Annotated in this window: 19 protein-coding genes and 3 pseudogenes; 13 read left to right on the forward strand and 9 right to left on the reverse strand. The window is 72.2% G+C overall.

What is annotated here, in order from left to right:
* Positions 1-233: 233 nt before the first annotated feature.
* Positions 234-1259, forward strand: coding sequence for a LacI family DNA-binding transcriptional regulator (locus ACFXKG_RS03935; RefSeq protein ID WP_384831915.1), 1026 nt, complete (start codon positions 234-236; stop codon positions 1257-1259).
* A gap of 166 nt (positions 1260-1425) precedes the next feature.
* Entirely contained in the window at positions 1426-2442 is a 1017-nt protein-coding gene (locus ACFXKG_RS03940; protein ID WP_384831918.1) for a sugar phosphate isomerase/epimerase family protein, read from the forward strand.
* 71 nt (positions 2443-2513) lie between these two features.
* On the opposite strand, the gene ACFXKG_RS03945 is transcribed toward ACFXKG_RS03940, so the two are convergent.
* Together ACFXKG_RS03945 and ACFXKG_RS03950 are read right to left on the reverse strand one after the other, a co-directional pair.
* Positions 2514-3269: a GntR family transcriptional regulator gene (locus ACFXKG_RS03945; protein ID WP_384831921.1), complete on the reverse strand. Its 756-nt coding sequence runs from the start codon at positions 3267-3269 to the stop codon at positions 2514-2516.
* A gap of 166 nt (positions 3270-3435) precedes the next feature.
* A complete protein-coding gene (locus tag ACFXKG_RS03950) occupies positions 3436-4206 on the reverse strand; it encodes an IclR family transcriptional regulator (protein ID WP_384832775.1) in 771 nt (256 codons plus the stop codon).
* A 165-nt stretch (positions 4207-4371) separates the two neighbouring features.
* Here ACFXKG_RS03950 and ACFXKG_RS03955 point away from each other — a divergent pair, with 165 nt between their 5' ends.
* From ACFXKG_RS03955 to mmsB, 6 genes are all read left to right on the forward strand, one after another.
* Positions 4372-5535, forward strand: coding sequence for a mandelate racemase/muconate lactonizing enzyme family protein (locus tag ACFXKG_RS03955; protein ID WP_384831924.1), 1164 nt, complete (start codon positions 4372-4374; stop codon positions 5533-5535).
* The gene (locus ACFXKG_RS03960; RefSeq protein ID WP_384831927.1) at positions 5532-6569 is read left to right on the forward strand and encodes a zinc-binding dehydrogenase; all 1038 of its coding nucleotides are present in this window, start codon (positions 5532-5534) and stop codon (positions 6567-6569) included. The genes ACFXKG_RS03955 and ACFXKG_RS03960 overlap by 4 nt, the downstream gene beginning before the upstream one ends.
* A 190-nt stretch (positions 6570-6759) precedes the next feature.
* Positions 6760-7737 carry a hypothetical protein gene (locus tag ACFXKG_RS03965; protein WP_384831930.1) on the forward strand — a complete coding sequence of 326 codons (978 nt, stop codon included), beginning with the start codon at positions 6760-6762 and terminating at the stop codon, positions 7735-7737.
* Positions 7738-7744: 7 nt separating this feature from the next.
* Positions 7745-8851 (forward strand): multiple monosaccharide ABC transporter substrate-binding protein, encoded by a 1107-nt coding sequence (gene chvE / locus ACFXKG_RS03970; RefSeq protein ID WP_384831933.1) that lies wholly within the window; start codon positions 7745-7747, stop codon positions 8849-8851.
* Between the two features lie 53 nt (positions 8852-8904).
* Positions 8905-10425 carry a multiple monosaccharide ABC transporter ATP-binding protein gene (gene mmsA / locus ACFXKG_RS03975; protein WP_384832778.1) on the forward strand — a complete coding sequence of 507 codons (1521 nt, stop codon included), beginning with the start codon at positions 8905-8907 and terminating at the stop codon, positions 10423-10425.
* 5 nt (positions 10426-10430) lie between these two features.
* Complete coding sequence (gene mmsB / locus ACFXKG_RS03980; protein ID WP_384831937.1) at positions 10431-11681, forward strand: multiple monosaccharide ABC transporter permease; 1251 nt, start codon at positions 10431-10433, stop codon at positions 11679-11681.
* Positions 11682-11833: 152 nt separating this feature from the next.
* Here mmsB and ACFXKG_RS03985 read toward each other — a convergent pair whose 3' ends face one another.
* A complete protein-coding gene (locus ACFXKG_RS03985; RefSeq protein ID WP_365811877.1) occupies positions 11834-12070 on the reverse strand; it encodes a DUF397 domain-containing protein in 237 nt (78 codons plus the stop codon).
* Complete coding sequence (locus tag ACFXKG_RS03990) at positions 12071-12934, reverse strand: helix-turn-helix domain-containing protein (protein WP_384831941.1); 864 nt, start codon at positions 12932-12934, stop codon at positions 12071-12073.
* Positions 12935-13143: 209 nt separating this feature from the next.
* Between ACFXKG_RS03990 and ACFXKG_RS03995 the strand changes: the two are divergent.
* Together ACFXKG_RS03995 and ACFXKG_RS04000 are read left to right on the forward strand one after the other, a co-directional pair.
* Positions 13144-13611 (forward strand): annotated as a pseudogene (locus tag ACFXKG_RS03995) (ATP-binding protein); the annotation flags it as partial.
* Positions 13612-13706: 95 nt separating this feature from the next.
* A pseudogene (locus ACFXKG_RS04000) lies at positions 13707-14102 on the forward strand (hypothetical protein); the annotation flags it as partial.
* 178 nt (positions 14103-14280) lie between these two features.
* Here the strand turns inward: ACFXKG_RS04000 and ACFXKG_RS04005 are convergent.
* The 3 genes from ACFXKG_RS04005 to ACFXKG_RS04015 form a co-directional block, all read right to left on the reverse strand.
* A complete protein-coding gene (locus tag ACFXKG_RS04005) occupies positions 14281-15027 on the reverse strand; it encodes a FadR/GntR family transcriptional regulator (protein WP_384831944.1) in 747 nt (248 codons plus the stop codon).
* Between the two features lie 18 nt (positions 15028-15045).
* Positions 15046-15804, reverse strand: a complete 759-nt coding sequence (locus ACFXKG_RS04010; protein WP_384831947.1) for an SDR family NAD(P)-dependent oxidoreductase — start codon at positions 15802-15804, stop codon at positions 15046-15048.
* Between the two features lie 104 nt (positions 15805-15908).
* Positions 15909-17990 carry an alpha-galactosidase gene (locus ACFXKG_RS04015; protein WP_384832781.1) on the reverse strand — a complete coding sequence of 694 codons (2082 nt, stop codon included), beginning with the start codon at positions 17988-17990 and terminating at the stop codon, positions 15909-15911.
* A 254-nt stretch (positions 17991-18244) separates the two neighbouring features.
* Between ACFXKG_RS04015 and ACFXKG_RS04020 the strand changes: the two are divergent.
* Positions 18245-19462: pseudogene (locus ACFXKG_RS04020) on the forward strand (ROK family protein); the annotation flags it as partial.
* Between the two features lie 263 nt (positions 19463-19725).
* Here ACFXKG_RS04020 and xylA read toward each other — a convergent pair.
* Positions 19726-20895, reverse strand: coding sequence for a xylose isomerase (xylA, locus tag ACFXKG_RS04025; RefSeq protein WP_384831950.1), 1170 nt, complete (start codon positions 20893-20895; stop codon positions 19726-19728).
* A gap of 242 nt (positions 20896-21137) precedes the next feature.
* Between xylA and xylB the strand changes: the two genes are divergently transcribed.
* Both xylB and ACFXKG_RS04035 read left to right on the forward strand, forming a co-directional pair.
* A complete protein-coding gene (xylB, locus tag ACFXKG_RS04030; protein WP_384831953.1) occupies positions 21138-22613 on the forward strand; it encodes a xylulokinase in 1476 nt (491 codons plus the stop codon).
* Positions 22614-22806: 193 nt separating this feature from the next.
* Complete coding sequence (locus ACFXKG_RS04035; RefSeq protein WP_384831956.1) at positions 22807-24054, forward strand: hypothetical protein; 1248 nt, start codon at positions 22807-22809, stop codon at positions 24052-24054.
* Positions 24055-24070: 16 nt separating this feature from the next.
* Here the strand turns inward: ACFXKG_RS04035 and ACFXKG_RS04040 are convergent, their stop codons facing one another.
* Positions 24071-24985 (reverse strand): LysR substrate-binding domain-containing protein, encoded by a 915-nt coding sequence (locus tag ACFXKG_RS04040; RefSeq protein WP_384831960.1) that lies wholly within the window; start codon positions 24983-24985, stop codon positions 24071-24073.
* Positions 24986-24993 lie beyond the last annotated feature (8 nt).

Consider the following 24993-nt stretch of genomic DNA (forward strand, 5'->3'; position numbering starts at 1 on the left):
GACTGGAGCAAACTCCAGCCGGGGCCCGGTGTCAATGGTTTGTCAGGACAACACTTCATCTGGACGTCACAGCACGATAACGTCGCGGATACCCGGGAGAGCCGCCGCCCGCCGTCCGCGCCGGATTCCCCGACACCCGGACTCATGGATCGATCCAGATCCGCACGGTGCCGCTGTGTCACCATCGGTGTCAAGAGCAGGGTGACAGGTGGCAGCAGGAGTCGGGAGGCCGTGTGGAGCGGACCGGGGGCGGCCGGGACAGGCGCGCCACGATGCGGGACGTGGCCGCGCGGGCTGGAGTGTCGCGCTCGCTGGTGTCCCTGGTCTTCCGTGACGAGCCGGGGGCCAGCCCCGAGACCCGGGACAAGGTGCTGCGGGCGGCGGACGAGATCGGCTACCGCCTCGACCCCACCGCGCGTCTGCTCCGCAGCAGCCGCAGCCGGCTGCTCGGCGTCGTCCTCGACACCCGTAACGCCTTCCACGCCGATCTGGTGGACGGGATCTACGCGTCGGCGGAGGAGGCCGGTTACGAGGTCTCGCTCAGCGCCCTGGCCCCCACCCGCGACGAACACAAGGCCGTGGAGCGGCTGATCGCCTACCGGAGCGAGGCGCTCATCCTGCTCGGCCCCGAGTCCACCCCGGAGGCGCTGTCGGAGCTGGGCCGGCGGATCCCGGTGGTCACGGTCGGCCGCGGGGCCACCGCGGAGACCGTGGACTCCGTCCACATCGCGGAGGCGGACGGCGCGCGGCAGTCCGTCGACCATCTCGTCGGTCTCGGTCACCGCGCCGTCGTCCACGTGGACGGCGGCCGGGCGTCGATGGCCGACGAGCGCCGCAGGGGGTACCGCCAGGCCATGCGGCGGCGCGGGCTGGCCGACGAGATCCGGGTGGTCCCCGGCGACCACGACGAGACCGCGGGCGCCGACGCGGCCCGGGCGCTGCTGGCCGGGGACACCCTGCCCACCGCCGTGATCGCCTACAACGACCGCTGCGCCGCCGGTCTTCTCGACGTCTTCCTGCGGGCGGGCGTACGGGTGCCGGCCGATGTCTCCGTCGTCGGCTGCGACGACAGCTCACTGGCCCGCCTGGCCCACATCAGCCTCACCACCCTCTCCCAGGACGCCGAGCGGATGGCCGAACTCGCCGTCCAGGCCGCCGTGGAGCGGCTGGACGGCGGACGGAGCAAGCCCCGGGACGTGGTGATCGGTCCGCATCTCGTGGTGCGGGCGAGCACCGCGCACCCCCGTTCGGCCGGCTGACCCGGCACCTGCCCCCGGACACACTCCGTGTGCGACGGCTTCTTGACAGGGGCCGAGGCACCGCCACATAGTCGCTACTGGATCGATCCAGTGCAGCCGCCACTCCCCCACTTCGGCTCTCCCAACTCCCGTGCTCCGCACCCCTCCACCGATACGGAGAACGCCCATGAAGCTCGGCGCCTACACCGCCTGCCTGCACGACAAGACGCTGGACGAGGCCCTCGAAGTGGTCCGCGAGCTGGGGCTGACCGCCGTCGAGCTGAACGCCGGCGGCTTCCTGCCCGCCCCGCACCTCCCCGTCGACGCCCTGCTCGCCAGTTCGCGGGCCCGTACGGAGTTCCTGGCCCGCCTCGACGCGGCGGGCGTGGAGCTCACCGCGCTGAACGTCAACGGCAACCCCCTGCACCCGGACCCGGAGGTCGGCGGCAAGCACGCCCGCGACCTGCGCACCGCGATCGAGCTGGCCGGACTGCTGGGCGTACGTCACGTGATCACCATGTCCGGCCAGCCGCAGGCACACCCGGGCGGGCTCACCCCCGCCTGGACGGTGGAGCCGTGGCACAGCGGGGCCACCGAGGTCCTCGACTACCAGTGGAACGAGGTGGCCGTGCCGTTCTGGAAGCAGATCGAGGAGCCGGCCCGGCGCGCGGACGTACGGGTGGCCATCGAGATGCACCCCCACAACCTGGTCTACAACCCCGTCACCCTGATGCGGCTGATCGAGCGGGTGGGATCCACCCAGATCGGCGCGGAGATGGACCCGAGCCATCTCTTCTGGCAGGGCATGGAGCCGCTGGTCGCCATCGAGTACCTCGGGGACCGTGTCTTCCACGCGGCGGCCAAGGACGTACGGATCAACGAGGACCACGTCAAGCTGCACGGCGTCCTCGACGACCGGTTCCGCACCCCGACACGGGAGGAGCCGGGGGCGCTCGGCCTGATCGGACTCGGGGGGCGTTATCTGCTCAACGAGTTCCCCGTGGACGCCCCGTGGCAGTTCGTCGCGGTCGGGCGGGGCCACGACACCGCGTACTGGACGGAGTTCCTCGCCGCGCTGCGCCGGATCGACCCGGACATGGCGGTCAACATCGAGCACGAGGATCTGGAACTGGGCCAGTTCGAAGGGCTCCGGGTCGCCGCCGACACCCTGCGCGCGGCCGTGGCGGAGCTGCCGGCCGGCTGACGCACCGGCTCACCGCCCGGCCGCCGTCGCCGTCGTTGTCGCCGTCACCGCCGGTGCCGGGACCAAGGCGGTCAGGACTGGACGAGGAGCCGGAACTCGAAGGCGTACCGCGAGGCCCGGTAGATGTGGGTGCCGAACTCGACGGCGCGGCCGGTGTCGTCGTACGTCGTGCGCTCCATCGTCAGCAGCGCGGCGCCCTCGGCCTCGTCCAGGCTCTCGCCCTCCCGTGCGGTGGCATTGCGCGCGCCGACCGTCTGGCGGGCGCTGTGCAGGGTGATCCCGACGGCCCGCATCAGCCGGTAGAGGCCGGTCTCCTCCAACTCCTCGGTGTCCAGGCGCAGCAGGCCCGGCGGCAGGAAGTTGCGCATGTACGCCATCGGTTCCGCGTGGCTCAGCCGCAGCCGCTCCAGGGCGACGACCTCGCTGCCCTCGGCGACGCCGAGCGCGGCGGCCACCTCGGCGGAGGCGGGCTCCGTCGTGTTGCGCAGGACGCGGGTGGTGGGGCTCTGTCCGGCCTCCCGCAGGTCGTCGTAGAGGCTGCTCAGCTCCAGCGGGCGCTTGACCTGGCTGTGCACGACCTGGGTCCCGATGCCCCGGCGGCGGACCAGCAGCCCCTTGTCGACCAGCGACTGGATGGCGTGCCGGACGGTGGGGCGCGACAGCCCGAGCCGTCCGGCCAGTTCGATCTCGTTGCCGAGCAGGCTCCCGGGGGCGAGCTGGCCGTGCTCGATGGCGCTCTCCAGCTGCTGGGCGAGCTGGTAGTAGAGCGGCACCGGACTCGACCGGTTCACCGAGAGTTTGAGGGCCGTGGGATCAGGGGTGTTCACGGGGCGAGAATATCCGCCGTAAGGATGACAGGCACCTTCGACGTCAGATTGTTGTGACAATAGGGGATTTCCCCCGTGCTGCCCTCACCCAGGGCACACCCACGACACCCCTGCCCCCCCTTCGCACCCCGGACACCCCTGGCACCCCTGCCCCCGGGCCCCGCCCTCAGGGCCGGGGGCGGTGTCCGAGGCGTATGGAGAGCGCGCTCGCGCCCTTGACCGCGAGCTGGGACAGCTCCGTCTCGCGCTCGTCGCTCCAGCGGATCATCGGTACGGAAATGGACAGCGCGGCGACGACCCGGCCCGCCCGGTCCCGTACCGGCGCGGCCACACAGCTCACGTCGGGGTTCGACTCGCGGTGCTCGACGGCGACGCCGTGCTCCCTGATCCCCGCCAGCTCCGCGTGCAGCACCTCGGGGTCGGTGATGCTGTCGGGCGTCATCGCGATGAACTCGTGGCCGTCGATACGGGCCGCCAGCTCGCTCTCGGAGAGCGAGGCGAGCAGCATCTTGCCGACCGAGGTGCAGTGGGCGGGCAGTCTGCGCCCGGCGGCGGACACCATCCGGACCGCGTGCGTGGAGTCCACCTTCGCGATGTAGATGACGTCGGTCCCCTCCAGGATCGCGACATGGACGGTCTCGTCGCAGGTCTCGGCGACCTCGCGGGCGACCTGCCGCCCCTCGGCCGCGAGGTCGAGCTGCTCGGCGTACCGGCTGCCGAGCTGGTAGGAGCGCACGCCGAGCCGGTAGCGGCCGGGCTGTCCGGGCACCGGCGCCAGGTACGAGCGCGCGGCGAGCGTGGTGATCAGCTCGTGCACGGTGGTGCGCGGCAGTTGCAGTTTGCGGATGACATCGGGCGCGGAGAGCGTCCCGTCGCCCTCCAGGAACAGTTCGAGAATGTCCAGGGCCCGCGTCACCGCGGGGACGAGCCGTCCCATGGCCGACCACCCACCCGTCTCGTTCGGTACTTCGGCCATCGGCCGGAATGACGAACACAGGCTAACCGCCGCGCTACCCATTGACACCCCTCGGAGCGTCTGAATACCGTCACGCCACGATTTCGAACGTGTGACGAAATACCGAACACACCCTGGGGACCAGTCTTGCGCATCACGGGAATCAGCACACACGTCGTCGGTACGCCCTGGCGTAACCTCACCTACGTCCTCGTCCATACCGACGAAGGCCTCACCGGCGTCGGTGAGACGAGGATGCTCGGCAGGACGGACGCGCTCGTCGGTTATCTGCGCGAAGCCGAGGCCAACCATCTTCGTGGATCGGATCCCTTCGCGGTAGAGGACCTCGTACGCCGGATGAAGTACGGCGACTACGGACGCGCCGGCGAGATCGTCATGTCGGGCATCGCGGTCGTCGAGATGGCCTGCTGGGACATCAAGGGCAAGGCGCTGGGCGTGCCGGTGTGGCAGCTCCTCGGCGGGAAGGTCACCGACCGCGTCAAGGCGTACGCGAACGGCTGGTACACCACCGAGCGCACCCCCGACGCCTACCACAAGGCGGCCCAGACCGTGATGGCGCGCGGCTACCGGGCCCTGAAGATCGACCCGTTCGGCACCGGCCACTTCGAGCTGGACCGGGCGGCGAGCAACGAGGCCGTGGCGCTGATCGAGGCGGTACGGGACGCGATCGGGCCCGAGTCCGAGCTGATGCTGGAGATGCACGGCCGGTTCAGCCCGTCGACCGCCGTACGGCTGGCGCGCGAGCTGGCGCCGTTCGCCCCGGCCTGGCTGGAGGAGCCGGTGCCGCCGGAGAACCTGAAGGCGCTGAGCAAGGTCGCCGACAAGGTCGACCTGCCGATCGCGACCGGTGAACGCATCCACGACCGGATCGAGTTCCGGGAGCTCTTCGAGTCGCAGGCCGCCGACATCATCCAGCCGGACGTCGGCCACATCGGCGGCATCCTGGAGACGCGGAAGCTGGCGGCGACCGCCGAGACGCACTACACGCTGATCGCACCGCACAATGTCGGTGGCTCGGTGCTGACCGCCGCGAGCCTCCAAGTGGCCGCCTGTACACCGAACTTCAAGATCCTTGAGCACTTCAACGACTTCGCCGACGCGGAGATCAAGAAGGTGGTCAAGGGCGCCCCGCAGGTCGACCCGGAGACGGGCTGCTTCGAGATCTCGCACGCGCCGGGGCTCGGTGTCGAGTTCGACGTGGAGGCAGCGGCGGAATTCCCGCAGCAGCAGGCGCGGTTCGACCTGTGGGCCGAGGGCTGGGAGAAGCGCGACCCGAAGGAGAAGCGATGAGCGACCGGCCCGGTGCGGCGGTGACCGGCAGATCGGTCGTCGTCGAACGGCCCGGCACGCACCGCCTGGTGACCGGCGAGGTGCCCGCGCCGGGCCCCGGTGAGGTACGGGTACGGGTCGCCGCGGCCGGTATCTGCATGAGCGACCGGGAGGTGTACGACGGCCACCGCGACCCGGCCTATGTGCGCTACCCGGTGACACCGGGCCACGAGTGGTCGGGGACCGTCGAGGCGGCCGGCCCCGGCGTGGCGCCGGAGCTGGTCGGGCGCAGGACCGTCGCCGAGGGGTTCCGCGCCTGCGGGACCTGTGCGCGCTGCCGCACCGGCGAGACCTCGCTGTGCACGGGCGGGTACGAGGAGACGGGCTTCACCGTTCCGGGCGCCTTCGCCGACCATGTCGTGGTCCCCGCACGGTTGTTGCACCTGCTGGACGACGACGCCGACCTGCGGGCGGCCGCCCTGCTGGAGCCGGCCGCGGTGGTCTCCGCGGCGGTACGGGCCGGCCGCCCCGAGCCGGGCGAGCGGATCGCCGTGGTCGGGGCGGGCACGCTGGGGCTGCTCGCGGTCCAGTTGCTGGCCGCGACCTCCCCCGCCGAGCTGACGGTCATCGACCCGCGCGCCGAACGCGGCGCCGCGGCACGGCAGTTCGGGGCGACGGACGCCGGCAACCCGGAGGAGGCCAAGGAAGCGCACGGGCGCTACGACCTGGTCGTGGAGACCGCCGGGGCGCCGACGAGCGCCGCCGCGGCGTGTCAACTGGCCCGGCGTGGCGGCCGGGTGGTGCTGACCGGTATGTTCGCCCCCGGCGCCACCGGGATCGACCCGGCGGTGCTGACGCTCGGTCAACTCGCCGTGCACGGAGTCTTCGGCGCGCCGTCCGCCGCCTGGGCCTTCGCCGTACGGGCCTTCACCTCGGGGGTGCTGAACCCGGGGCCGCTGATCACCCACGCGTTCCCGCTGGAGCGGTTCGGCGAGGCCGTGGCGCTGGTGGGCGGCGGGGATCCGGGTACGGGAAAGGTGCTGCTGCTCCCGTGACCGCCGCTCCCGTGAGCCGATGTCCGGCACCACCCGCGCACCACCGCCACCACCGCGCCACCGCACCGCCCGTACCGCACGGAACGCCCGCACCGCCCGTACTGCCCGTATCGCCCGCACCACCGGGCACACCGCCCACGACCGACGCGTACGACGCCCCGTGCGTAGGACCGAACCGAAGGACTCGTCCGTGACCGACGCATCAGCCCCCGCCCCCCGCCGTCCCGGCGAGCAGGCGCTCGCCACGCTCGGCCTCGCCGCGCCCGCCCTCAGCCCCGCGGACGCCTCCGCCCACGCCTTCCCCGACGGGGGACTGTGGCGGACCGAGATCCCCTCCGTGGAGGGCCCGGAGAGCCTGGCCGAGGTCCTCAAGGAGTCCGCCCGGCTCGATGTGCCCATCCACCGCATCAGCCAGGGCAGCGGCGTGTGGATGCTCTCCGACGCCGACATCACCGAGATGGTCGACGCCTGCGCCTCCCGCGACATCGAACTGTGCCTGTTCACCGGACCGCGCGGCACCTGGGACATCGGCGGCTCGACCCGTACGGACTCCGGGGGAGCGGGACTGCGCGCCCGCGGCCACGACGCGCTGGCCGGCTGTGTCGAGGACGCCCTGCGCGCCACCGCGCTCGGCGTGAAGTGCCTGCTCGTCGCCGACGAGGGCGTGCTGTGGACGCTGCACCGGCTGCGCGTCCAGGGTGTGCTGCCGGCCGACACCACGTTCAAGGTCTCGGCGCTGATCGGCCCCGTCAACCCGGCCTCGTACGCCGTCTTCGAGCACCTCGGCGCCGACTCGATCAACATCCCCTCGGACCTGGCGCTCGCACACTTCACCGAGATCCGCCGGGTCAGCCGCGCCCCCATGGACCTCTACATCGAGGCCCCCGACGACCTCGGGGGCTACGTCCGGATGTACGAGGCGGCGGAGCTGATCCGGCGCGGCGCCCCGCTCTACCTCAAGTTCGGACTGTCGAAGTCCCCGGGCATCTACCCTTTCGGTGCCCAACTCCGCGAGACCGCCCTCAGCAGCGCCCGGGAACGGGTGCGGCGCGGCAGGCTCGTCCTCGATCTGCTCGGCCGCCACGGCGCCGACGGCGGCATGTCGCCGCTCGGCTCCCGGCTGCCGGGTCCGCTCAGCCGCTTCCCTCTGAACGAAGACAAGGACTGATGTACCCATGCGAACTCGCCGAGCCGCACTCGCCGTTACCTCGCTCTCCCTGGTGCTCTCACTCGCCGCCTGCGGGCAGAGCAGCGAGGGGGGCGGCAAGGACGACACCAAGGGCGGCAAGGGTTCCACCGTCGGCATCGCGATGCCGACGAAGTCGTCCGAGCGCTGGATCGCGGACGGCAACAACGTCGTCTCCGAACTGAAGAAGCTCGGCTACAAGACCGACCTCCAGTACGGCGAAGACAACGTTGCCCAACAGGTCGCGCAGATCGAGAACATGATCACCAAGGGCGTGGACGTCCTGATCGTCGCGGCCATCGACGGCAGCGCCCTGAGCGATGTGCTCCAGCAGGCCGCCGACCAGAAGATCAAGGTCATCTCGTACGACCGGCTCATCCTCGGCACCAAGAACGTCGACTACTACGCGTCGTTCGACAACGAGAAGGTCGGTGTCCTCCAGGCCACCTACCTGATCGAGAAGCTGGGGCTGGAGGAGGGCGGCAAGCAGGGCCCGTTCAACATCGAGCTGTTCGCCGGTTCCCCCGACGACAACAACACCCAGTACTTCTTCAACGGCGCGATGAAGACCCTCAAGCCGTACCTCGACGACAAGCAGCTCGTCGTGCGCAGCGGGCAGACCAAGCTGAACCAGGTCACCACCCTGCGCTGGGACGGCGGCACGGCCCAGAAGCGCATGGACGACCTGCTCACCAGGGCGTACGGCTCGGAGGACGTGGACGCGGTGCTCTCGCCGTACGACGGGATCTCCATCGGCATCCTGTCGTCCCTCAGGTCCGACGGCTACGGGACAAAGGCGAAGCCGTATCCGCTGGTCACCGGGCAGGACGCCGAGGTCGCCTCGGTGAAGTCGATCATCGCCGGCCGGCAGACCATGACCGTCTACAAGGACATCCGCCTGCTGGCGAAGACCGCCGCCCAGATGACGGACGCGATGCTGAACGACAAGAAGGTCGAGGTCAACGACGAGAAGTCGTACGACAACAAGTCCAAGGTCGTCCCGGCGTTCCTGCTGACGCCGGTCGGCGTCGACAAGTCCAACTACCAGAAGGAACTGGTGGACTCCGGCTACCTCAAGGCTGAGGACCTGAAGTGACCCTTCCAGCAGGTACGGCGGGGGCCGCCGGTGCGGCGGCCCCCGTCCTGGAGATGCGCTCCATCGTCAAGACCTTCCCCGGGGTCAAGGCGCTCTCCGATGTCACCCTGACCGTGGCCCCGGGTGAAGTGCACGCGATCTGCGGCGAGAACGGGGCCGGCAAGTCGACCCTGATGAAGGTGCTCAGCGGGGTCCACCCGCACGGGAGTTACGAGGGCGAGATCCTCTTCGAGGGCGCCGCCTGCGCCTTCAAGGACATCCGGGCCAGCGAGGCCCAGGGCATCGTCATCATCCACCAGGAACTCGCCCTCATCCCCTATCTGTCGATCGCCGAGAACATCTTCCTGGGCAACGAGCACGCCAACCGGGGCTTCATCAGCTGGAACGACACGCTCCGGCACGCCGCCGAGCTGCTCAAGCGGGTCGGTCTGGACGAGCATCCGGGGACCCGGGTCGCCGACATCGGCGTGGGCAAGCAGCAGCTCGTGGAGATCGCCAAGGCGCTCGCCAAGCGGGTCAAGCTGCTGATCCTGGACGAGCCGACGGCCGCGCTCAACGACAGCGACAGTGCCCAGCTCCTGCGGCTCATCAAGGAGTTGAGGGATCAGGGCATCACCTCGATCATCATCTCGCACAAGCTGAACGAGATCTCGGAGGTGGCGGACTCCGTCACCATCCTGCGGGACGGCAGGACCATCGAGACGCTCGACGTGCGCGCGGAGTCGACCACCGAGGACCGGATCATCCGGGGCATGGTCGGCCGCGATCTCGACCACCGCTTCCCCGAACGCACCCCGTACGAGGGCGATCCGGCGGCCCGGCCCGCGCTGGAGGTGCGGGACTGGACCGTGCACCACCCCATCGACCAGCAGCGCAAGGTCGTGGACGGGGTCTCCGTCGAGGTCCGCAGGGGCGAGATCGTCGGGATCGCGGGGCTGATGGGCGCCGGCCGCACCGAGCTGGCGATGAGCGTGTTCGGCCGCAGTTACGGCCGCAACATCAGCGGGACGGTCCTCAAGAACGGCACGGAGATCCGGACCAGGACGGTGCCGGAGGCCGTCGGCCACGGGATCGCGTACGTCACTGAGGACCGCAAGCAGTACGGGCTCAACCTCATCGACACCGTCGGCCGCAACATCACCCTGGGCGCGCTGTCCCGGGTGGCCAGGCGCGGGATCGTCGACGAGCACGAGGAGAGCCGGGTCGCCGAGTCGTACCGCAAGAGCATGAACATCAAGACGCCGACGGTGTTCGAGCAGGTCGGACGGCTCTCCGGCGGCAACCAGCAGAAGGTCGTGCTCAGCAAATGGATCTTCGCGGGTCCCGATGTGCTGATCCTCGACGAGCCCACCCGCGGGATCGACGTCGGCGCCAAGTACGAGATCTACACCGTCATCGACCAGCTCGCCGCGGAGGGCAAGGCGGTCGTCTTCATCTCCTCGGAACTCCCCGAGCTGCTCGGCATGTGCGACCGCATCTACACGATGGCGGCCGGCCGACTCACCGGTGAGATCCCGCGCGCGGAAGCGACCCAGGAAGTACTGATGCGCCACATGACCAAGAACACGAGGTAGTCGACATGGGTCCCGTCACCACCGACACGCCGAAGGGCGACACACCGAAGGGCGCCCCACCGGCACCTCCGTCCGGGCGCTCCTCCACGGGGGCGCTGCTCATGGAGGCCGCGCGCCGTAACATGCGGCAGTACGGCATGCTCGTCGCGCTGGGCCTGATCGTCGTCCTGTTCCAGATATGGACGGACGGCGTCCTCCTCAAGCCGAACAACGTCACCAACCTGGTCCTCCAGAACAGCTACATCCTGGTCCTGGCCATCGGCATGATGATCGTGATCATCGCGGGCCACATCGACCTGTCGGTCGGCTCGCTCGCCGCGTTCGTCTCCGCGGCCTGCGCGGTGATGATGGTCGAACACGACATGCCCTGGGTCCCCGCGCTGATCCTGGGGCTGCTGATCGGCGCGGTCGCCGGCGCCTGGCAGGGCTTCTGGATCGCGTACGTCGGCATCCCGTCGTTCATCGTCACCCTCGCCGGGATGCTGATCTTCCGCGGCGCCACGCAGATCTTCCTGGGATCGCGCTCGCTCGGACCGTTCCCCGAGGGCTTCCAGAAGATCTCGACCGGCTATCTCCCGGAGGTCGGTCCTGCCACCAACTACCACAACCTGACGCTGCTGCTGGGGCTGGCGCTGCTGGCGTTCGCCCTCTTCCAGGAGTTCCGGGACCGGCGCCGGCAGCAGGCGTACGACCTGGAGGTCCTGCCCCTCAACCTGTTCGTCGTCAAGCTGGTGGCGCTGGCGGCCGCGGTGCTGGCCTTCACGATGACGCTGGCCAGCTACCGGGGTGTGCCGGTCGTCCTGCTGCTGCTGGCGGCGCTGCTGATCGGCTTCGGCTACGTCATGCGCAACGCCGTCGTGGGGCGCCACGTGTACGCGCTCGGCGGCAACCAGGCGGCGGCGAAGCTGTCCGGCGTCAAGGACAAGCGGGTCACCTTCCTGGTCTTCGTCAACATGGGCGTCCTGGCGGCGCTCGCCGGTGTCGTCTACGCGGCGCGGCTCAACGCGGGTGTGCCGCAGGCCGGTATCAACTTCGAACTGGAGGCCATCGCCGCGGCGTTCATCGGCGGCGCGTCGATGAGCGGCGGGGTCGGCACGGTCTTCGGCGCGATCATCGGCGGTCTGGTGCTGGGCGTGCTGAACAACGGGATGTCGCTGGTCGGCATCGGCACCGACTACCAGCAGGTCATCAAGGGGCTGGTGCTGCTGGCCGCGGTGGGCTTCGACGTCTGGAACAAGCGCAGGGTGGGTGCCTGACCGGCGCGGCACAGCTGTACAGCCGGCCACACAGCCGGACAACGACATGGCGCGGCGCCGCAGCACACCTGAAAGTGCTGCGACGCCGCGTTCCCCGTGATTCAGTTACAGCTTGCGTACCGCCCCCGTGCCTCTCCCGGTACCAGGGCGGATCAGGTGAGCAGGAAGTCCGCCTGTCCCGACTTGGCGCCCTGGATGAAAGCGGCGATCTCACTCATGGTGTAGATCAGTGCCGGCCCGCCGGGGTCGGCGGACTGGCGCACGGCGACCCTGCCGTCGGCCAGCTTCATGGCCTCGACGCAGTTGCCGCCGTTGCCGCCACTCCACGGCTTGTGCCAGCCTTCCGTGCCGAGGTCGGCGGCGGGCATGCCGTTGTATATGGGGTCCATTCACAGCTCCTTGCGGACATCCTTGAGGATCTCCTTCGTGCGTTGTGCAGTTGCGGCCTGGGCCGCCATCCGGTCCATGACCTCAAGGTGGGTGGCCACTTCTGGACGTGCGTCAAGGTAGACGGCACCGGTCAGGTACTCGCTGTAAACCATGTCGGGCAGCTCAGGTACGGCAAAGCGGAAGAGGACGAACGGCCCGTAGGTACCCGGGTGATGTCCACTGGAGAACTCCGCGATCTGGATGGTCACATTGGTCAGCTCGGAGGCTTCGAGAAGCCTGTCGATCTGTGCCCGCATGACCTGCGGGTCCTCCCCGACCGGGCGTCGCAGCACGGTCTCGTCCATGATCACCCAGAATCTGGGTGCGTCGGCACGCGTCAGGAGCGACTGTCTTTCCATGCGGAGCGCCACATGGCGTTCGATCTCCTCCGGCTGGGCCTGTCCCACGGCCCCCGCGTGCATGACCGCACGGGCGTACTCCTCGGTCTGGAGCAGCCCTGGCACGAAATGCGGCTCGTAGGCCCTCAGGAGGGCCGCCGCGCCCTCCAGGGAGACGTACATGCTGAACCAGTCCGGCAGGATGTCGTGGAACCGCTGCCACCAGCCGGGCTTGTTCGCCTCCTCCGTCAGTTCGACGAAGGCGGCCGCCTCTTCCTCGGGCACGCCGTACGCCCTGAGCAGTAACTGTACGTAAGGAATTTTGAGCGCGACTTCGGCCGTCTCCATCCGGCGGATCGTGGCCGGAGCCACCCGCAGGAGCTTGGCGGCCTCCTCCCGTCTCAGGCCACGGCGCTCGCGCAGATCCTGCAGGCGTCTGCCGAGTACGACCTGGCCCACGGTCGGGGCGGACCGCGGTTCGCTCACTTTTTGGGTCCTTCCCACGCACGGTTACCAGCAGTCTGCCACGCCGCCCCGACGAAGAACATGGCACTCTGAATTTTTCAGAGTGCCACTTGCCAAGTGTCCTCGGCGGGTGGAGAGTGATTCGGTGAACCAGTTCACGCGGCTGTCGCGCTCTGCCATGGGAGAGGTCTTGCTCGCATCCGCTGCTCCCCCACCGTTAGGAATCGGTCGTGGCACCTGGTAACGCGCTCACCCCCCAGCTCAAAGCCCTGTGCCCTGGCAACGCCGTCCGCCGCTACGGGTTCCAGTTGCCGGCCCACGCGGAGTCCGTCGGACGCGCCAGACAGCTCACGCGGGACCGCCTGGTCCTCTGGGGCCTGGACGAGGAGATCCGCGACACCGCGGTCCTGGTCGTCTCCGAACTCGTGACGAACGCGATCGTGCATGCCGCGGGAAACCGTGTCATCTGCGAGATACGCGAAGGCGGCGGACGTCTGCGGATAGCGGTGGAGGACCAGGGATACGGGCCGACGGGGCCCCAGCTCCACCGCACGGCCGAAGGGGAGACAGAGGGCGAGGGCGGGCGTGGTCTCTTCCTCGTCGACTCGATGTGCAGCGGCTGGGGAGCCCACGACACATCGGGTTACGGCCCCGGGCGTGTCGTGTGGGCCGAACTGCCGCACCCCGCGACGGCCCCGCACGGAGCCGGTCTGCCCCTGCAGAGCGCCGCGCAGCGGCCGCACGGGGCCGAGCTGCCGCGCGGAGCGGTGGCACCGCGGGGAACGGAGCCGCCGTGCTGAGGACGGCGTTCCAGCGGCTGGCCCGCGGCCTGCGTGACGACACCCCGCGCGGGACCGAGCTGCCCCTGCCGGCCACCCTGCCGGCCGTCCTGGGGTGCGACGCGGTGGGGGTGCCGGCGGAGCACGGATTCCGGCTGATGGCCCGGCTGCCGAGGACGGGCTGTGTCTTCGCGGACACCGACTGGTGGTGGTGGATCGTCCCGGCGGGCTCCGACCTCGATCTGACCTGGCCGTCCCCGGCGCGCTACGTCGCCGGTACGACGGTGCCCGCGGCCCACCCCAAGCTGATCCACTGGCCGCAGTCGGACACGCCGTACACTCCGCCGATCCCCTTCTACCTGATGGTCTGCCAGCTCAGCGGGACGGCCCCGGCGTGGGCCGACGGCGGTACCCGAACGTTCCCGGGAACGGGCGGACCAGGCACGGGTACCGGTACGGGCGCGGGTACGGGTACGGGTAGCGGTACGGGTACGGTGCCCGCGCAGCGCCCGGCGCGGCAGCGCGGGTAACCGCCGGGAGCCGGGGCCGCCGCCGGGCCGGGAGCCGGTTCCGCCGGCCGAAGCCCCGTCAGCGCGTGCCGCCGTCCGGGGCACGGCTCACCCGGTCCAGGTCCCGTACCGACTGGTCGAGGAGGGCGCGCATCGCCCGCTCGGCCGCGTCCCGGTCCCGCGCCCGTACGGCGTCGAGGACGGCCCGGTGGCTGGGCACCGGGTCGGCGCGGTGCGGGGAGCTGTGCACGATCGTGTCGCGGTGGGCGAGACCCGGCTCGATGACCACCTCCATCCGCTCCAGCAGTTCGTTGTGGGTGGCCGCGAGGAGCCCCCGGTGGAACGCCAGGTCGGCCGCGACGGCGCGGGCCGGGCCCTCGGGGCCGTCGGCGCCGCCGGGGCTCGCCGCCATCGCGGCGAGCGCGGTCTCCAGCGCGGCGAGGTCGGCCTCCGTACGGCGCTCGGCGGCCAGCCGGGCCGCGGCCGGCTCGACGACGACCCGGACCTCGCCCAGGTCGCGCAGGAGGGCCCGGTCGGCCGGTGCGCCGACGCCGGCCGCGAGCCGCCAGCGCAGCACGTCCGCGTCGAGCAGGTGCCAGTCGGCGCGGGGCCGGACGAAGGTGCCGCGCTTCTGCCGCGCGTCGACCATGCCCTTGGCCGCGAGCACCTTCAGCGACTCGCGCAGGGCGGTCAGACTGACGTCCAACTCCCGCCGCAGCGCCGCGAGATCGAGCGTGGCGCCCTCGGGGATCTCACCGCCGAGCACCCGGCGCGCCAGCGTCTCCACCGTCCGGCCGTGCACTCCGCGGCGTGCGTAGGGCGCCATAGGGGTCAGCCTCTCTCCTCAGGCGGATGCCTTCACGACGCTCCAGCCGCCGTCCACGACCAGGCTCGCCCCGGTGATGTACGAGGCTTCGGGGGCCGCGAGGAAGGCGATGGCCGCGGCGGCCTCCTCCGGGGTGCCGAAGCGGCGCGCCGCGGTCCCGGCGACGCTGCGGGCCCGCTCATCCTCCGGGACCCGGTCCCAGGCGGCGGTGCGGATCGGCCCCGGCAGGACCGCGTTGACCCGTACCTCAGGACCGTACTCCACGGCGAGCTGGGCGCAGAGCGAGAGCAGGGCGCCCTTGGCGGCGGCGTAGGCGGGGTGGCCCGGGATGCCGTGGTGCGCGTGGACGGACGAGGTGAGCACCACGGCGCCGTGCCGCGCGCGCAGGTCGGGCAGGACGGCCTTGAAGCCGAGGAACCCGCCGGTGAGGTTGACGGCGAGCTGCCGTTCCCAGGAGGCGAGGGTCGTCTCGTGCGCCGGGGAGACCTCCACGGTGTACGCGTTGGAGACCAGGACGTCCACCGGGCCGAAGGTGTGGGCGGCGGTGACGATATTGTTCCAGCCGTCCTCCTCGGAGACGTCCGCCAGGACGAACGCGGCCCGCCCGCCGTCCTCGCGGATCCGGGCGGCGGTGGGCACGCCGCGCTCCGCGTCGCTGTCGGCGATCACCACCGAGGCGCCCTCGGCGGCGAGGCGCTCCGCCGTGGCGGCGCCGATGCCCGAGGCGGCGCCGGTGACGACGGCGACCCGGTCGGTGAAGCGGACGGTTCCGTTCATGGGACGCATGGGACGGTACGACTCCTTGGCCTTCGAGGACGTGCACTGCTGACTGAGCACCGAGGTTACGACCTGGTGTCCGGTGCCCGGTGCCTCCCGGCCGCCTACTGCCGTACCAGCACGACGAGTTCGGCGTCGTACTCCGCGCTCCACGCGAACGGCAGCCCGTAGTGCGTCAGATGGGCCCCGCTGTACGTCTCGCCCGACGCGGCGTCGGTGTACCGGGCCGCCGGGTCCACGCCGCGCAGCCGGAGCCTGGCCGGGCGGCCGGGGACCAGCGGCGCCCCGTCGAGCCGGCCGGTGCTGAGGGCGGTGACGACGATCCGGCCGCCGCCGGGCTCTTCGTACTGGACCCCGCAGGTGGCGTCGGCGGGGGTGTTCAGGAGCCGTGCCTCGCCGTGGTGGACGACCTCGCGGACCTCCTTGTAGCGGGCGACCCAGCGCGCGGCCTCGGCGCGCCGCTCCGCGCTCCAGGTGCGGATGTCGGCGCCGATCCCGAGGACACCGGCGCTCGCGTTGACGAAGCGGAAGCCGAGCGAGCGGGGGCGCGGGTCGAAGAGGCCGGGCGAGTCGGTGACCCAGGAGCTCATGGTGTGCGGGGCGTGGGCGTGCAGATAGCCGTACTGGATGGCGAGCCGGTCGAGCGGGGCGGTGTTGTCGCTGGGCCACACCACGTCCGTACGGGCGAGGGTGGCGTGCTCGATCCGGCCGCCGCCCGCCGAGCAGCCCTCCACGGTGACGTGCGGGTGGTGGGCGCGGAGGTGGTCGAGGACGCGCAGATACCCGGCGACGTGCGCGGCGTCGAGGTCGAGGTGCTCGGCGGGGCCCGCGCCGGGCCGGCCGCGTTCGGTCGGCGGGCGGTTCATGTCCCACTTGAGGTAGCTGATCGCGTGGTCGCCGAGGAGCCGGTCGAAGGTGGCGAGCACGAACTCCTGGACGTCCGCGCGGCCGAGGTCGAGCAGGAGCTGGTTGCGGACGAGCCGGGCGGGCCGGCCCTCGACCCGGTAGACCCACTCGGGGTGGCGGGCGTACAGCTCGGACCGGGGGCTGACGCACTCGGGCTCCACCCAGAGGCCGAAGTCCATCCCGAGGGCGCGGACCTGTCCGACGAAGTCGTCGAACCCGGCGGGGAAGGACGCCGGGTCGGGGTGCCAGTCGCCGAGGCCGCCGGTGTCGTCGGCCCGGCCGGGGAACCAGCCGTCGTCGACGACGAAGAGCTCGGCGCCCATGTCCGCGGCGATCCGCGCCAGTTCGAGCTGGCTCTCCGCGTCGACGTCGAACCCGGTGGCCTCCCACGAGTTGTAGAGGACCTTGCGGGTGCGGTGCGTCCGCTCGCCGGTGAGCCCGCGCTCGTAGCGGTGCCAGACCCGGGCGAGGCCGTCGAGGCCGTCCGGGCTGAAGGCGCAGGCGAGCTTCGGGGTGGTGAGGGCGGCGCCGGGGGCGAGCCGTACCGCGCCCTCGTGGGGCAGCCGTCCGGCGCGGACGCGGACCGCGCCGCCGGGCTCGGCGTCGGTGGTGATGTGCCAGTTCCCCGGCCATTCCAGGGCGACGCCGTACGTGGGGACGCCGGTGGTCCCGTCGGGCAGCGCGGCGTCCTGGACGGCGAGCCAGGGCGCGTACGCGTGGCCGGGGACGGCCTGGGTGCCGGCCATCTCGAAGCGGCCGCGGGTCAGTTCGAGCTGGGTGCGCTGGAACTCCTGGGCCCACTGGCCGGTGAGGTAGGTGAGCCGGGCGCCGCCCGTCACGGGGATGTTCACGGCGGCGGAGTCGAAGCGCTCCAGGCGCAGCTCGTCCTCGCCGGTGCAGGCCAGTTCGGCCCAGCGCAGGATGACGTCCGTGCCGGGGACGCTCTCGTAGTGGAGCGTCACCGCCAGCCCCAGGGTCTCGTCCGTGAAGCCGAGCCGCAGCGCCCGGTCCCCGTCCTGGGCGGCTCCGGTGAAGCGCCACCACACGCCGCGGTCCTCGCCGGGGCGCTGGGCGATCAGGTCGGCGCCGGTGAACGGCCGCAGCCCGGACGGGATGTACTCGGCGGGCGCCAGGTCGGCCGGGGTGACGAAGTGCGTACGGCGCGACCAGTCGAGCGGCGAGGGGCCGCTCTCCACGCCGTGCGGCCCCCAGGCCGTCAGCTCGGCCCACTGTCCCTCCGGGGCGAGCGCGACGGCGTAGACCGTGTTCTCCGTCCGCAGGATCCACCGGCCGGACGGGGTACGGTCGGGCTCGCTCGTGGTGTCGGGCTCGCTCGTGGTGTCGGGCTCGTGCGGGGTGTCGGGCGCGTGCGTGGTCACGTGGCTGCTCCTCTTTCGGCCGCCCCAGCGTGCCGGGAGACCGGATAATCGTCAAGATTAATTACTAATTAATCGGACCGTCGACCGGAATGAGTCATCCCGCTTGTCCGGTGACCCGTTCCGGCCGATTCCGATCACATAGGCTCGTCCGCGAGATGAACAGCAATCACACCCCACTCGGGCCCAAAGCCGACAAAGAATCGGTTCGCCGGCACAATCTGAGCCTTGTGCTGAGGGCCGTACGGGACGAGGGCGAGACGACCCGGGCGGGGGTGGCGGCGCGGGTCGGGCTGACCCGGGCGGCGGTCTCGTCACTCGTCGAGCAGTTGCTGGAGAACGGATTCCTCTCCGAATCCGGCAAAACCTTCAGCGGACAGGCGGGGCGGCCTGGCACCGTACTAAAGGTGACGCGTTCGGGACCCGCCGGTATCGGCGTGGAGATCAATATCGACTATGTGTCGGTGTGCGTGGTCGATCTGTCCGGCACCGACCGGGTACGGCTGACCGAGCACCTCGACAACCGGGGGACGGAGCCCGCCGAGGTGCTGGCCCGCGGCGCGCGGATAGCCGCGCGCACCCTGGAATCCGCGGCCGAGCAGGAGTTGCACCCCGTCGGCGTCCAACTCGCCCTGCCGGGGCTGGTGTCGGGGGGCACGGTGCGCCAGGCGCCGAACCTCGGCTGGAACCGGGTGCCGGCGCGGGCGCTGTTCGCGCGCGCCCTGGCCGGGCTGCGCCCCACGGCGCCCGGGCTGCCGGTGAGTTCGGAGAACGAGGCCAATCTGGCGGCGCTGGCCGAGCTGTGGTTCGGCGGCCCCGGACCGCTCCGTACGTTCCTCTACCTGACCGGTGAGATCGGCGTCGGCGGCGCCCTGGTCCTCGACGGTGAACTGCTGCGCGGGGCGCACGGGTTCGCCGGGGAGATCGGCCATGTGGTGGCCGACGCGGACGGACCGCTGTGCCGGTGCGGCGCCCGGGGGTGCCTGGAGCAGTACGCGGGCCAGTCGGCGCTGCTGCGGGCGGCGGGCATCGACGAGGACGCCGGGGTGCCGGGCGTGGCCGAGCTGGAGCGCCGGGCGCGCCACGGCGACGCGACGGCCGTGGCGGCGGTCGAGCGGGCCGGCACGATGCTCGGCCGGGTGCTGTCGGGCGCGGTGAACCTCGTCGACCCGGACGCGGTCGTGCTCGGCGGGATCTACCGCGAGCTGATGCCCTGGCTCTCCCCCGCGGCGGACCGGGAACTGACGGCCCGCGTGGTGTCGGGCCTGTGGCCGCCCGGCAGCGGACGGCTGCGCGCGTCCTCCTCGGCGGGCGACGCGGCGCGCGGCGGGGCGGCCCTGGTGGTACGCGAGGTCCTGGCCGACCCGGTGGCGTACATACGGCGCGACCGTCCGGGCGACACGGGGCGCGATGGAGCGACCGGGACGGCCGGCACGGGCCGGGCGCCGCGGATGCCCCACGGGACCGACGGGGCCCACGGGACCGACAGGGCCGACGGGGCCCACGACGCCGTCAACGGCCCCGGGAACGGCTGACGCCGGACGGCCCCCGCGGGGATCCGCCCGGCGTCCGAGCGCCCCGGTCGTCCTCCGGGTCCGCGGACCCTGGTCCTCAGGGTCCGCGCGCCCTGGTCCCTCGGTCAGCGCGCCCCGAGCAGGTGGTCCATGGCGAGCTGGTCCAGGTGCTCGAACGCCATCCCGCGCGCCGCGGCCGCATCGACGTCGAACTCCTCGTACGCGGCGCGGTCCGCCAGCAGTCCGGCCACCCCGTCGGCGGCCGAGGGCTGCGCCAGCTCGTCCACGCGCGAGGCGCGCAGCGCCTCCTGGACCAGCGGGTCGGCGCGGAAGGCGGCGGCGCGCTCCTTGAGGATCAGGTAGTTGCGCATGCAGCCCGCGGCGGAGGCCCAGACCCCGTCGAAGTCCTCGGTGCGCGGCGGCTTGAAGTCGAAGTGCCGGGTGCCGTCCCAGCCCGCGCTCTCCAGCAGGTCCACCAGCCAGAAGGCGGACCGCACATCACCGGCGCCGAAGCGCAGGTCCTGGTCGTACTTGATGCCGTTCTGGCCGTTGAGGTCGATGTGGTAGAGCTTGTCCGCCCACAGGGCCTGGGCGATGGAGTGCGGGAAGTTCAGCCCCGCCATCTGCTCGTGGCCGACCTCCGGGTTCACCCCGAACAGCTCGGGGCGCTCCAGCTGTTCGATGAAGGCCAGGGCGTGGCCGACGGTGGGCAGCAGGATGTCGCCGCGCGGCTCGTTCGGCTTGGGCTCGATGGCGAAGCGCAGGTCGTAGCCCTGCTCCGTGACGTACGCGCCGAACAGGTCGAAGGCCTCCTTCATCCGGTCGAGCGCGGCCCGTACGTCCTTGGCGCCGCCCGACTCGGCGCCCTCACGCCCGCCCCAGGCCACGAAGGTCCTGGCCCCCAGCTCGGCGGCGAGGTCGATGTTGCGCAGGGTCTTGCGCAGCGCGTAGCGGCGGACGTCGCGGTCGTTCGCGGTGAAGGCGCCGTCCTTGAAGACGGGGTGGGTGAAGAGGTTGGTGGTGACCATGGAGGTCACGATCCCGGTGGCGTCCAGCGCCTGCCGGAAGCGCTTGACGTGCGACTCGCGCTTCGTGTCGGAGGAGCCGAACGGGATCAGGTCGTCGTCGTGGAACGTCACGCCGTACGCGCCGAGATCGGCCAGGCGCTGGACCGACTCGACGGGGTCGAGGGCCGGGCGCGTCGCCTCCCCGAACGGGTCCCTGCCCTGCCAGCCCACCGTCCAGAGGCCGAAGCTGAACTTGTCCTCGGGGGTGGGGGTGAAGCGTTCCGTCATGCTCTGGCCGCCTTCGATACCTCAGGTACGGCGCGCGCCGTAACCTTTTTGTTTCCTGACATGACTAATAATGCATGCCGGTCGCCGCGCGGAGAACCCCCACGCCGCAACCCCGCACACTGCCCACCGAGAGCCCCGGCTCCCGGCCGGGGCGATGATCGGCGGGACGGTTCCCGTGCGCGGCACCATCGCGTAATTTGTTCTCCCAACGTCCAAAACTGCTGCTCGGAAGAGGTACACCCATGTCGCAGAGCCCGGTCGTGATCGGCGTGGACAGCTCCACCCAGTCCACGAAAGCGGCCTTCACCGACGCCGCCACCGGCCGGCTGCTCGCCGTGGGCCGCGCGCCGCACCGGGTGACCGGCGAGGGCGGGGCGCGCGAGACCGACCCCGAGGTGTGGTGGGACGCGCTGCGCGAGGCGGTCGCGGCCGGGCTGAAGGAGTCCGGTACGGACCCGGCGGCCGTGACCGGGATCGCGGTCGCGGGACAGCAGCACGGCCTGGTGGTGCTGGACCGCGGTGGCCGGCCGCTGCGCCCGGCTCTGCTGTGGAACGACACCCGCTCGGCCCCGCAGGCCGCCGCGCTCACCGAGACGCTGGGCGGCCCGGAGGCCTGGACGGCGCGTACGGGCTCGGTGCCGGTGGCCTCGATGACCGCCTCGAAGTGGCAGTGGCTGCGGGAGAACGACGCCGCGGTCGCCCGGGCCACCGCCGCCGTCAGGCTCCCCCACGACTTCCTCACCGAGCGCCTCTCGGGGACCGCGGCGACGGATCCGGGCGACGCCTCGGGGACCTGCTGGTACTCGACGGCGACCGGCGGGTACGACGAGGAGCTGCTGGCGCTGCTCGGTCTCGACCCCGCCCTGCTGCCCGCCGTCGCGGCCACCGGGGCCACCCGGGTCGGCTCGCTGACGGCCGGGGCGGCGGCCGAACTCGGCCTGCCCGCCGGGGTCGCGGTCGCCGCGGGCACCGGCGACAACATGAGCGCGGCCGTCGGCCTGGGCCTCGGGGGCGCGGGCCTGCTCGACCACCCGGTGCTCTCCCTGGGCACCTCGGGCACGGTCTTCGCCGCCACCCGCACCCGCCCCGCCTCCCCCGCGCTCGCGGGGTTCGCCGCGGCCGACGGCACGTATCTGCCGCTGGCCTGCACCCTCAACTGCACCCTGGCCGTGGACAAGATGGCCGCGCTGTTCCGGCTCGACCGGGAGGACGCGGTGCCGGGCGGCGAGGCCGTCGTCCTGCCGTACCTCGACGGGGAGCGCACCCCGGACCTGCCGAACGCGTCGGGGCTGCTGACCGGGATCCGCCACGACACCACGCCGCAGCAGCTCCTGGGCGCCGCGTACGAGGGCGCGGCCGTCACGGTGCTGCGCGCGCTGGACGAGGTGCTGCGCGCGTGCGGGCTCGATCCGGCGGACCCCGCGGTGGCGGGCCGCCCGATGCGACTGGTCGGCGGCGGCGCGCAGGGCCGGATGTGGGTGGAGACCGTACAGCGCCTCTCGGGCCGGCCGCTGATCGTGCCGGCCGACGCCGAACTCGTCGCCCTCGGCGCCGCGGCGCTGGCGGCGGGCGCGGCGACGGGCGAGGACCCGGTGGCGGTCGCGACCTCCTGGACCTCCGGCGCGGGGACCGAACTGGAGCCGGTGGAGCGGGACATGGAGACCTGGGAGCGGGTGGGCGCGGTGCTGGACAAGGCGGCGCCGAGCCTGCTGTCCTGAGAGCCCGTCGTACGGGAGAGGCCCGCGTCCCGCGCCCCCGTACGACAGGCATGACGCGGCCCCCGTACGACGGACGGTACGCGCCCCGGTGCGCGCCGACGAGCGCCCCCGCACGCCCCTTGAGGGGGCCCCGGCCGCCCCTCTACGCTGCGGTCTGTGCGGGCGCGGCCCGCGTCGGGGAGGGGGACCGGCCATGTCCGACGCACCGTCCGGGGAAGGGCCGTACGAGAAGGCGGAGTCCGGCGCCGATCCGCCGCACTCCACCGGGGAACCGTCCGAGGAAGCGCTCCTCGAAGCCGTCCTCGCGTACGGCGGCGGCAACCGCCGGACGCGCCATCCGCACCGCGAACTGGCCGAGCGCGTCCGGAAGATCGAACGTCACCAGCTCCTGCGCGCCCGGACCGTCCGGTGCGTCGAGACCCGCGAGCAGGAGGACGCCGAGCATCACGGACCGCTCGATCTGTCCGGCCGCCCCCGCTACCAGGACGACGTGCGGAGCTATGTCCTCGCGCCGCCGCAGGACGCCCACGAGACGCTGACGCTGGAACTGGTGCGCGAGGGCTCCGACAAGGAGATCATCTGCAGCTGCGACAACGGCCGCATCACCTGCCCCGGCTGCCAGGGCAAGGGCAGGCGACCGTGCCCCGATCCGGAGACGGTCGTCTGCCCGGACTGCCTGGGCGTCGGTTCCTGCACCCACTGTCCTGACCCGCCGCGCCGCGAGGGCCCGGCGCGGCGCACGGGCACCGGGAAGCCAGCGACGGGCGGGAAGTCCCCGGCGGGCGGGAAGCCCCCGGCGGACACCGCGGCGCGGCCCCGCCGGAGCGAACGGGGCGAGGCACCGCCCAGGACCACCTGTGCCCGCTGCCGCGGCAAGGAGGCGGCCTGCGCCGGCTGCAAGGGCCGGGGCGTCGTCACCTGCGCCACGTGCGGCGGCAGCAACGTCATACGCTGCGAGGAGTGCGACGGCTCCCGCCGTATCGACCACGCGCAGTGCGGCGGCAAGGGCAGCCTCGTGCGCTGGGTCCGGGGCGTCGTCCGGCGCAGGCCGTCCGTCCGCACCCTGACGCTGCCGAAGCAGAGCTGGCCCCGCGCGGTCCGTCACCGGCTGGACGGGCGCACGGCCGGCTGGACCGAGCTGACCACCGCCGGGAGCGACCCGTTCGCCGTGCCGGACGGCGTCGACCGGATCCACCGCCGCTCCCTCGAAGGCCATCTCGCGCGCGAGCCCAGGGAGATCGCGCGCGAGGTGAGCGTCCGGAGTCTGCGGCTGGCCCGGCTGAAGCTGCTGAACCAGCCGAACTGGGTCTTCTACGTACTCCCCGGTGACCGCGGTCTCACCGTCACCCGCGTACCGTCCCGGCTGTTGCTGCTGCGCGCGTCGGGGGCCACGGCGGGCGCCGTGGCCGTCCTGGTGCTCCTGCTGATCCTGCTCGGCTGAACCCCCGCGGGGCCCCTCACCCCGTCGCCACCCCGGCCGCCGCCAGCGACAGCGCCGCCAGCACCGGCCGGATCAGCGGATGCTCCTCCGCTCCCCGGCGTACGGCGGCGAAGACGCGCCGGGTCGCGGCCGGGCCCGCCACGGGGCGTACGACGGTGCCCTTCAGCTCCATGCCGCGCAGCGCCGAGCGCGGCACCAGCGCGACCCCGGCGCCCGCGCCCGCGAGCGCGACCACCGCGCGGAAGTCGTCCGAGGAGTGCGCCAGGCGGGGCTGGAAGCCGGCCAGTTCGCAGGCGAGCTGTATGACGTCGTGGCAGGGGTTGCCCGGGTAGGGGCCGATCCAGTCGCTGTCGGCGAGACCGTCGAGGGTGACCTCCGCGCCGAGGCTCAGCGGATGGGCGGCGGGGAGCACCGCGTCGAAGGGCTCCGCGTACAGTGCCACGCGCGAGAGCCGGAGATCGTCCTCGCGCGGGGCGCCCCGGTACTCGACCGCCACGGCGACGTCCGCCTCCCCGTCGAGCACCAGCGGCAGGCTCTCGTCGCCCTCGGCGTCCCGGACCCGGACCCGGATGTCGGGATGGTCCCCGGCGAGCTGCCGCAGCGCCGGGGCGAGCACCTCCGCGATGCCGGTGGCGAACGCGGCGACCGTGACCTCACCGGCCGTGCCGCCCGCGTACGCGGCCAGTTCCGCCTCGGCGCGTTCGAGCTGCGCGAGGACCTGGTGGGCGTGGGCGAGCAGGATGTCCCCGGCGGCGGTCAGCCGCACGCCCCGGCCGCTGCGGGTCAGCAGGGCGTGGCCGGTCTCCTGCTCCAGCGCGGCGAGCTGCTGGGAGACGGCCGAGGGCGTGAGGTAGAGGGCGGCGGCCGCGGCGGTCACCGTACGGTGCTCCGCGACGGCCCGCAGGACGCGCAGCCGGCGGGGGTCGATCACCCTCGCCA

This window comes from Streptomyces sp. NPDC059255 (genome assembly GCF_042752355.1).
Classification (GTDB): Bacteria; Actinomycetota; Actinomycetes; order Streptomycetales; family Streptomycetaceae; genus Streptomyces.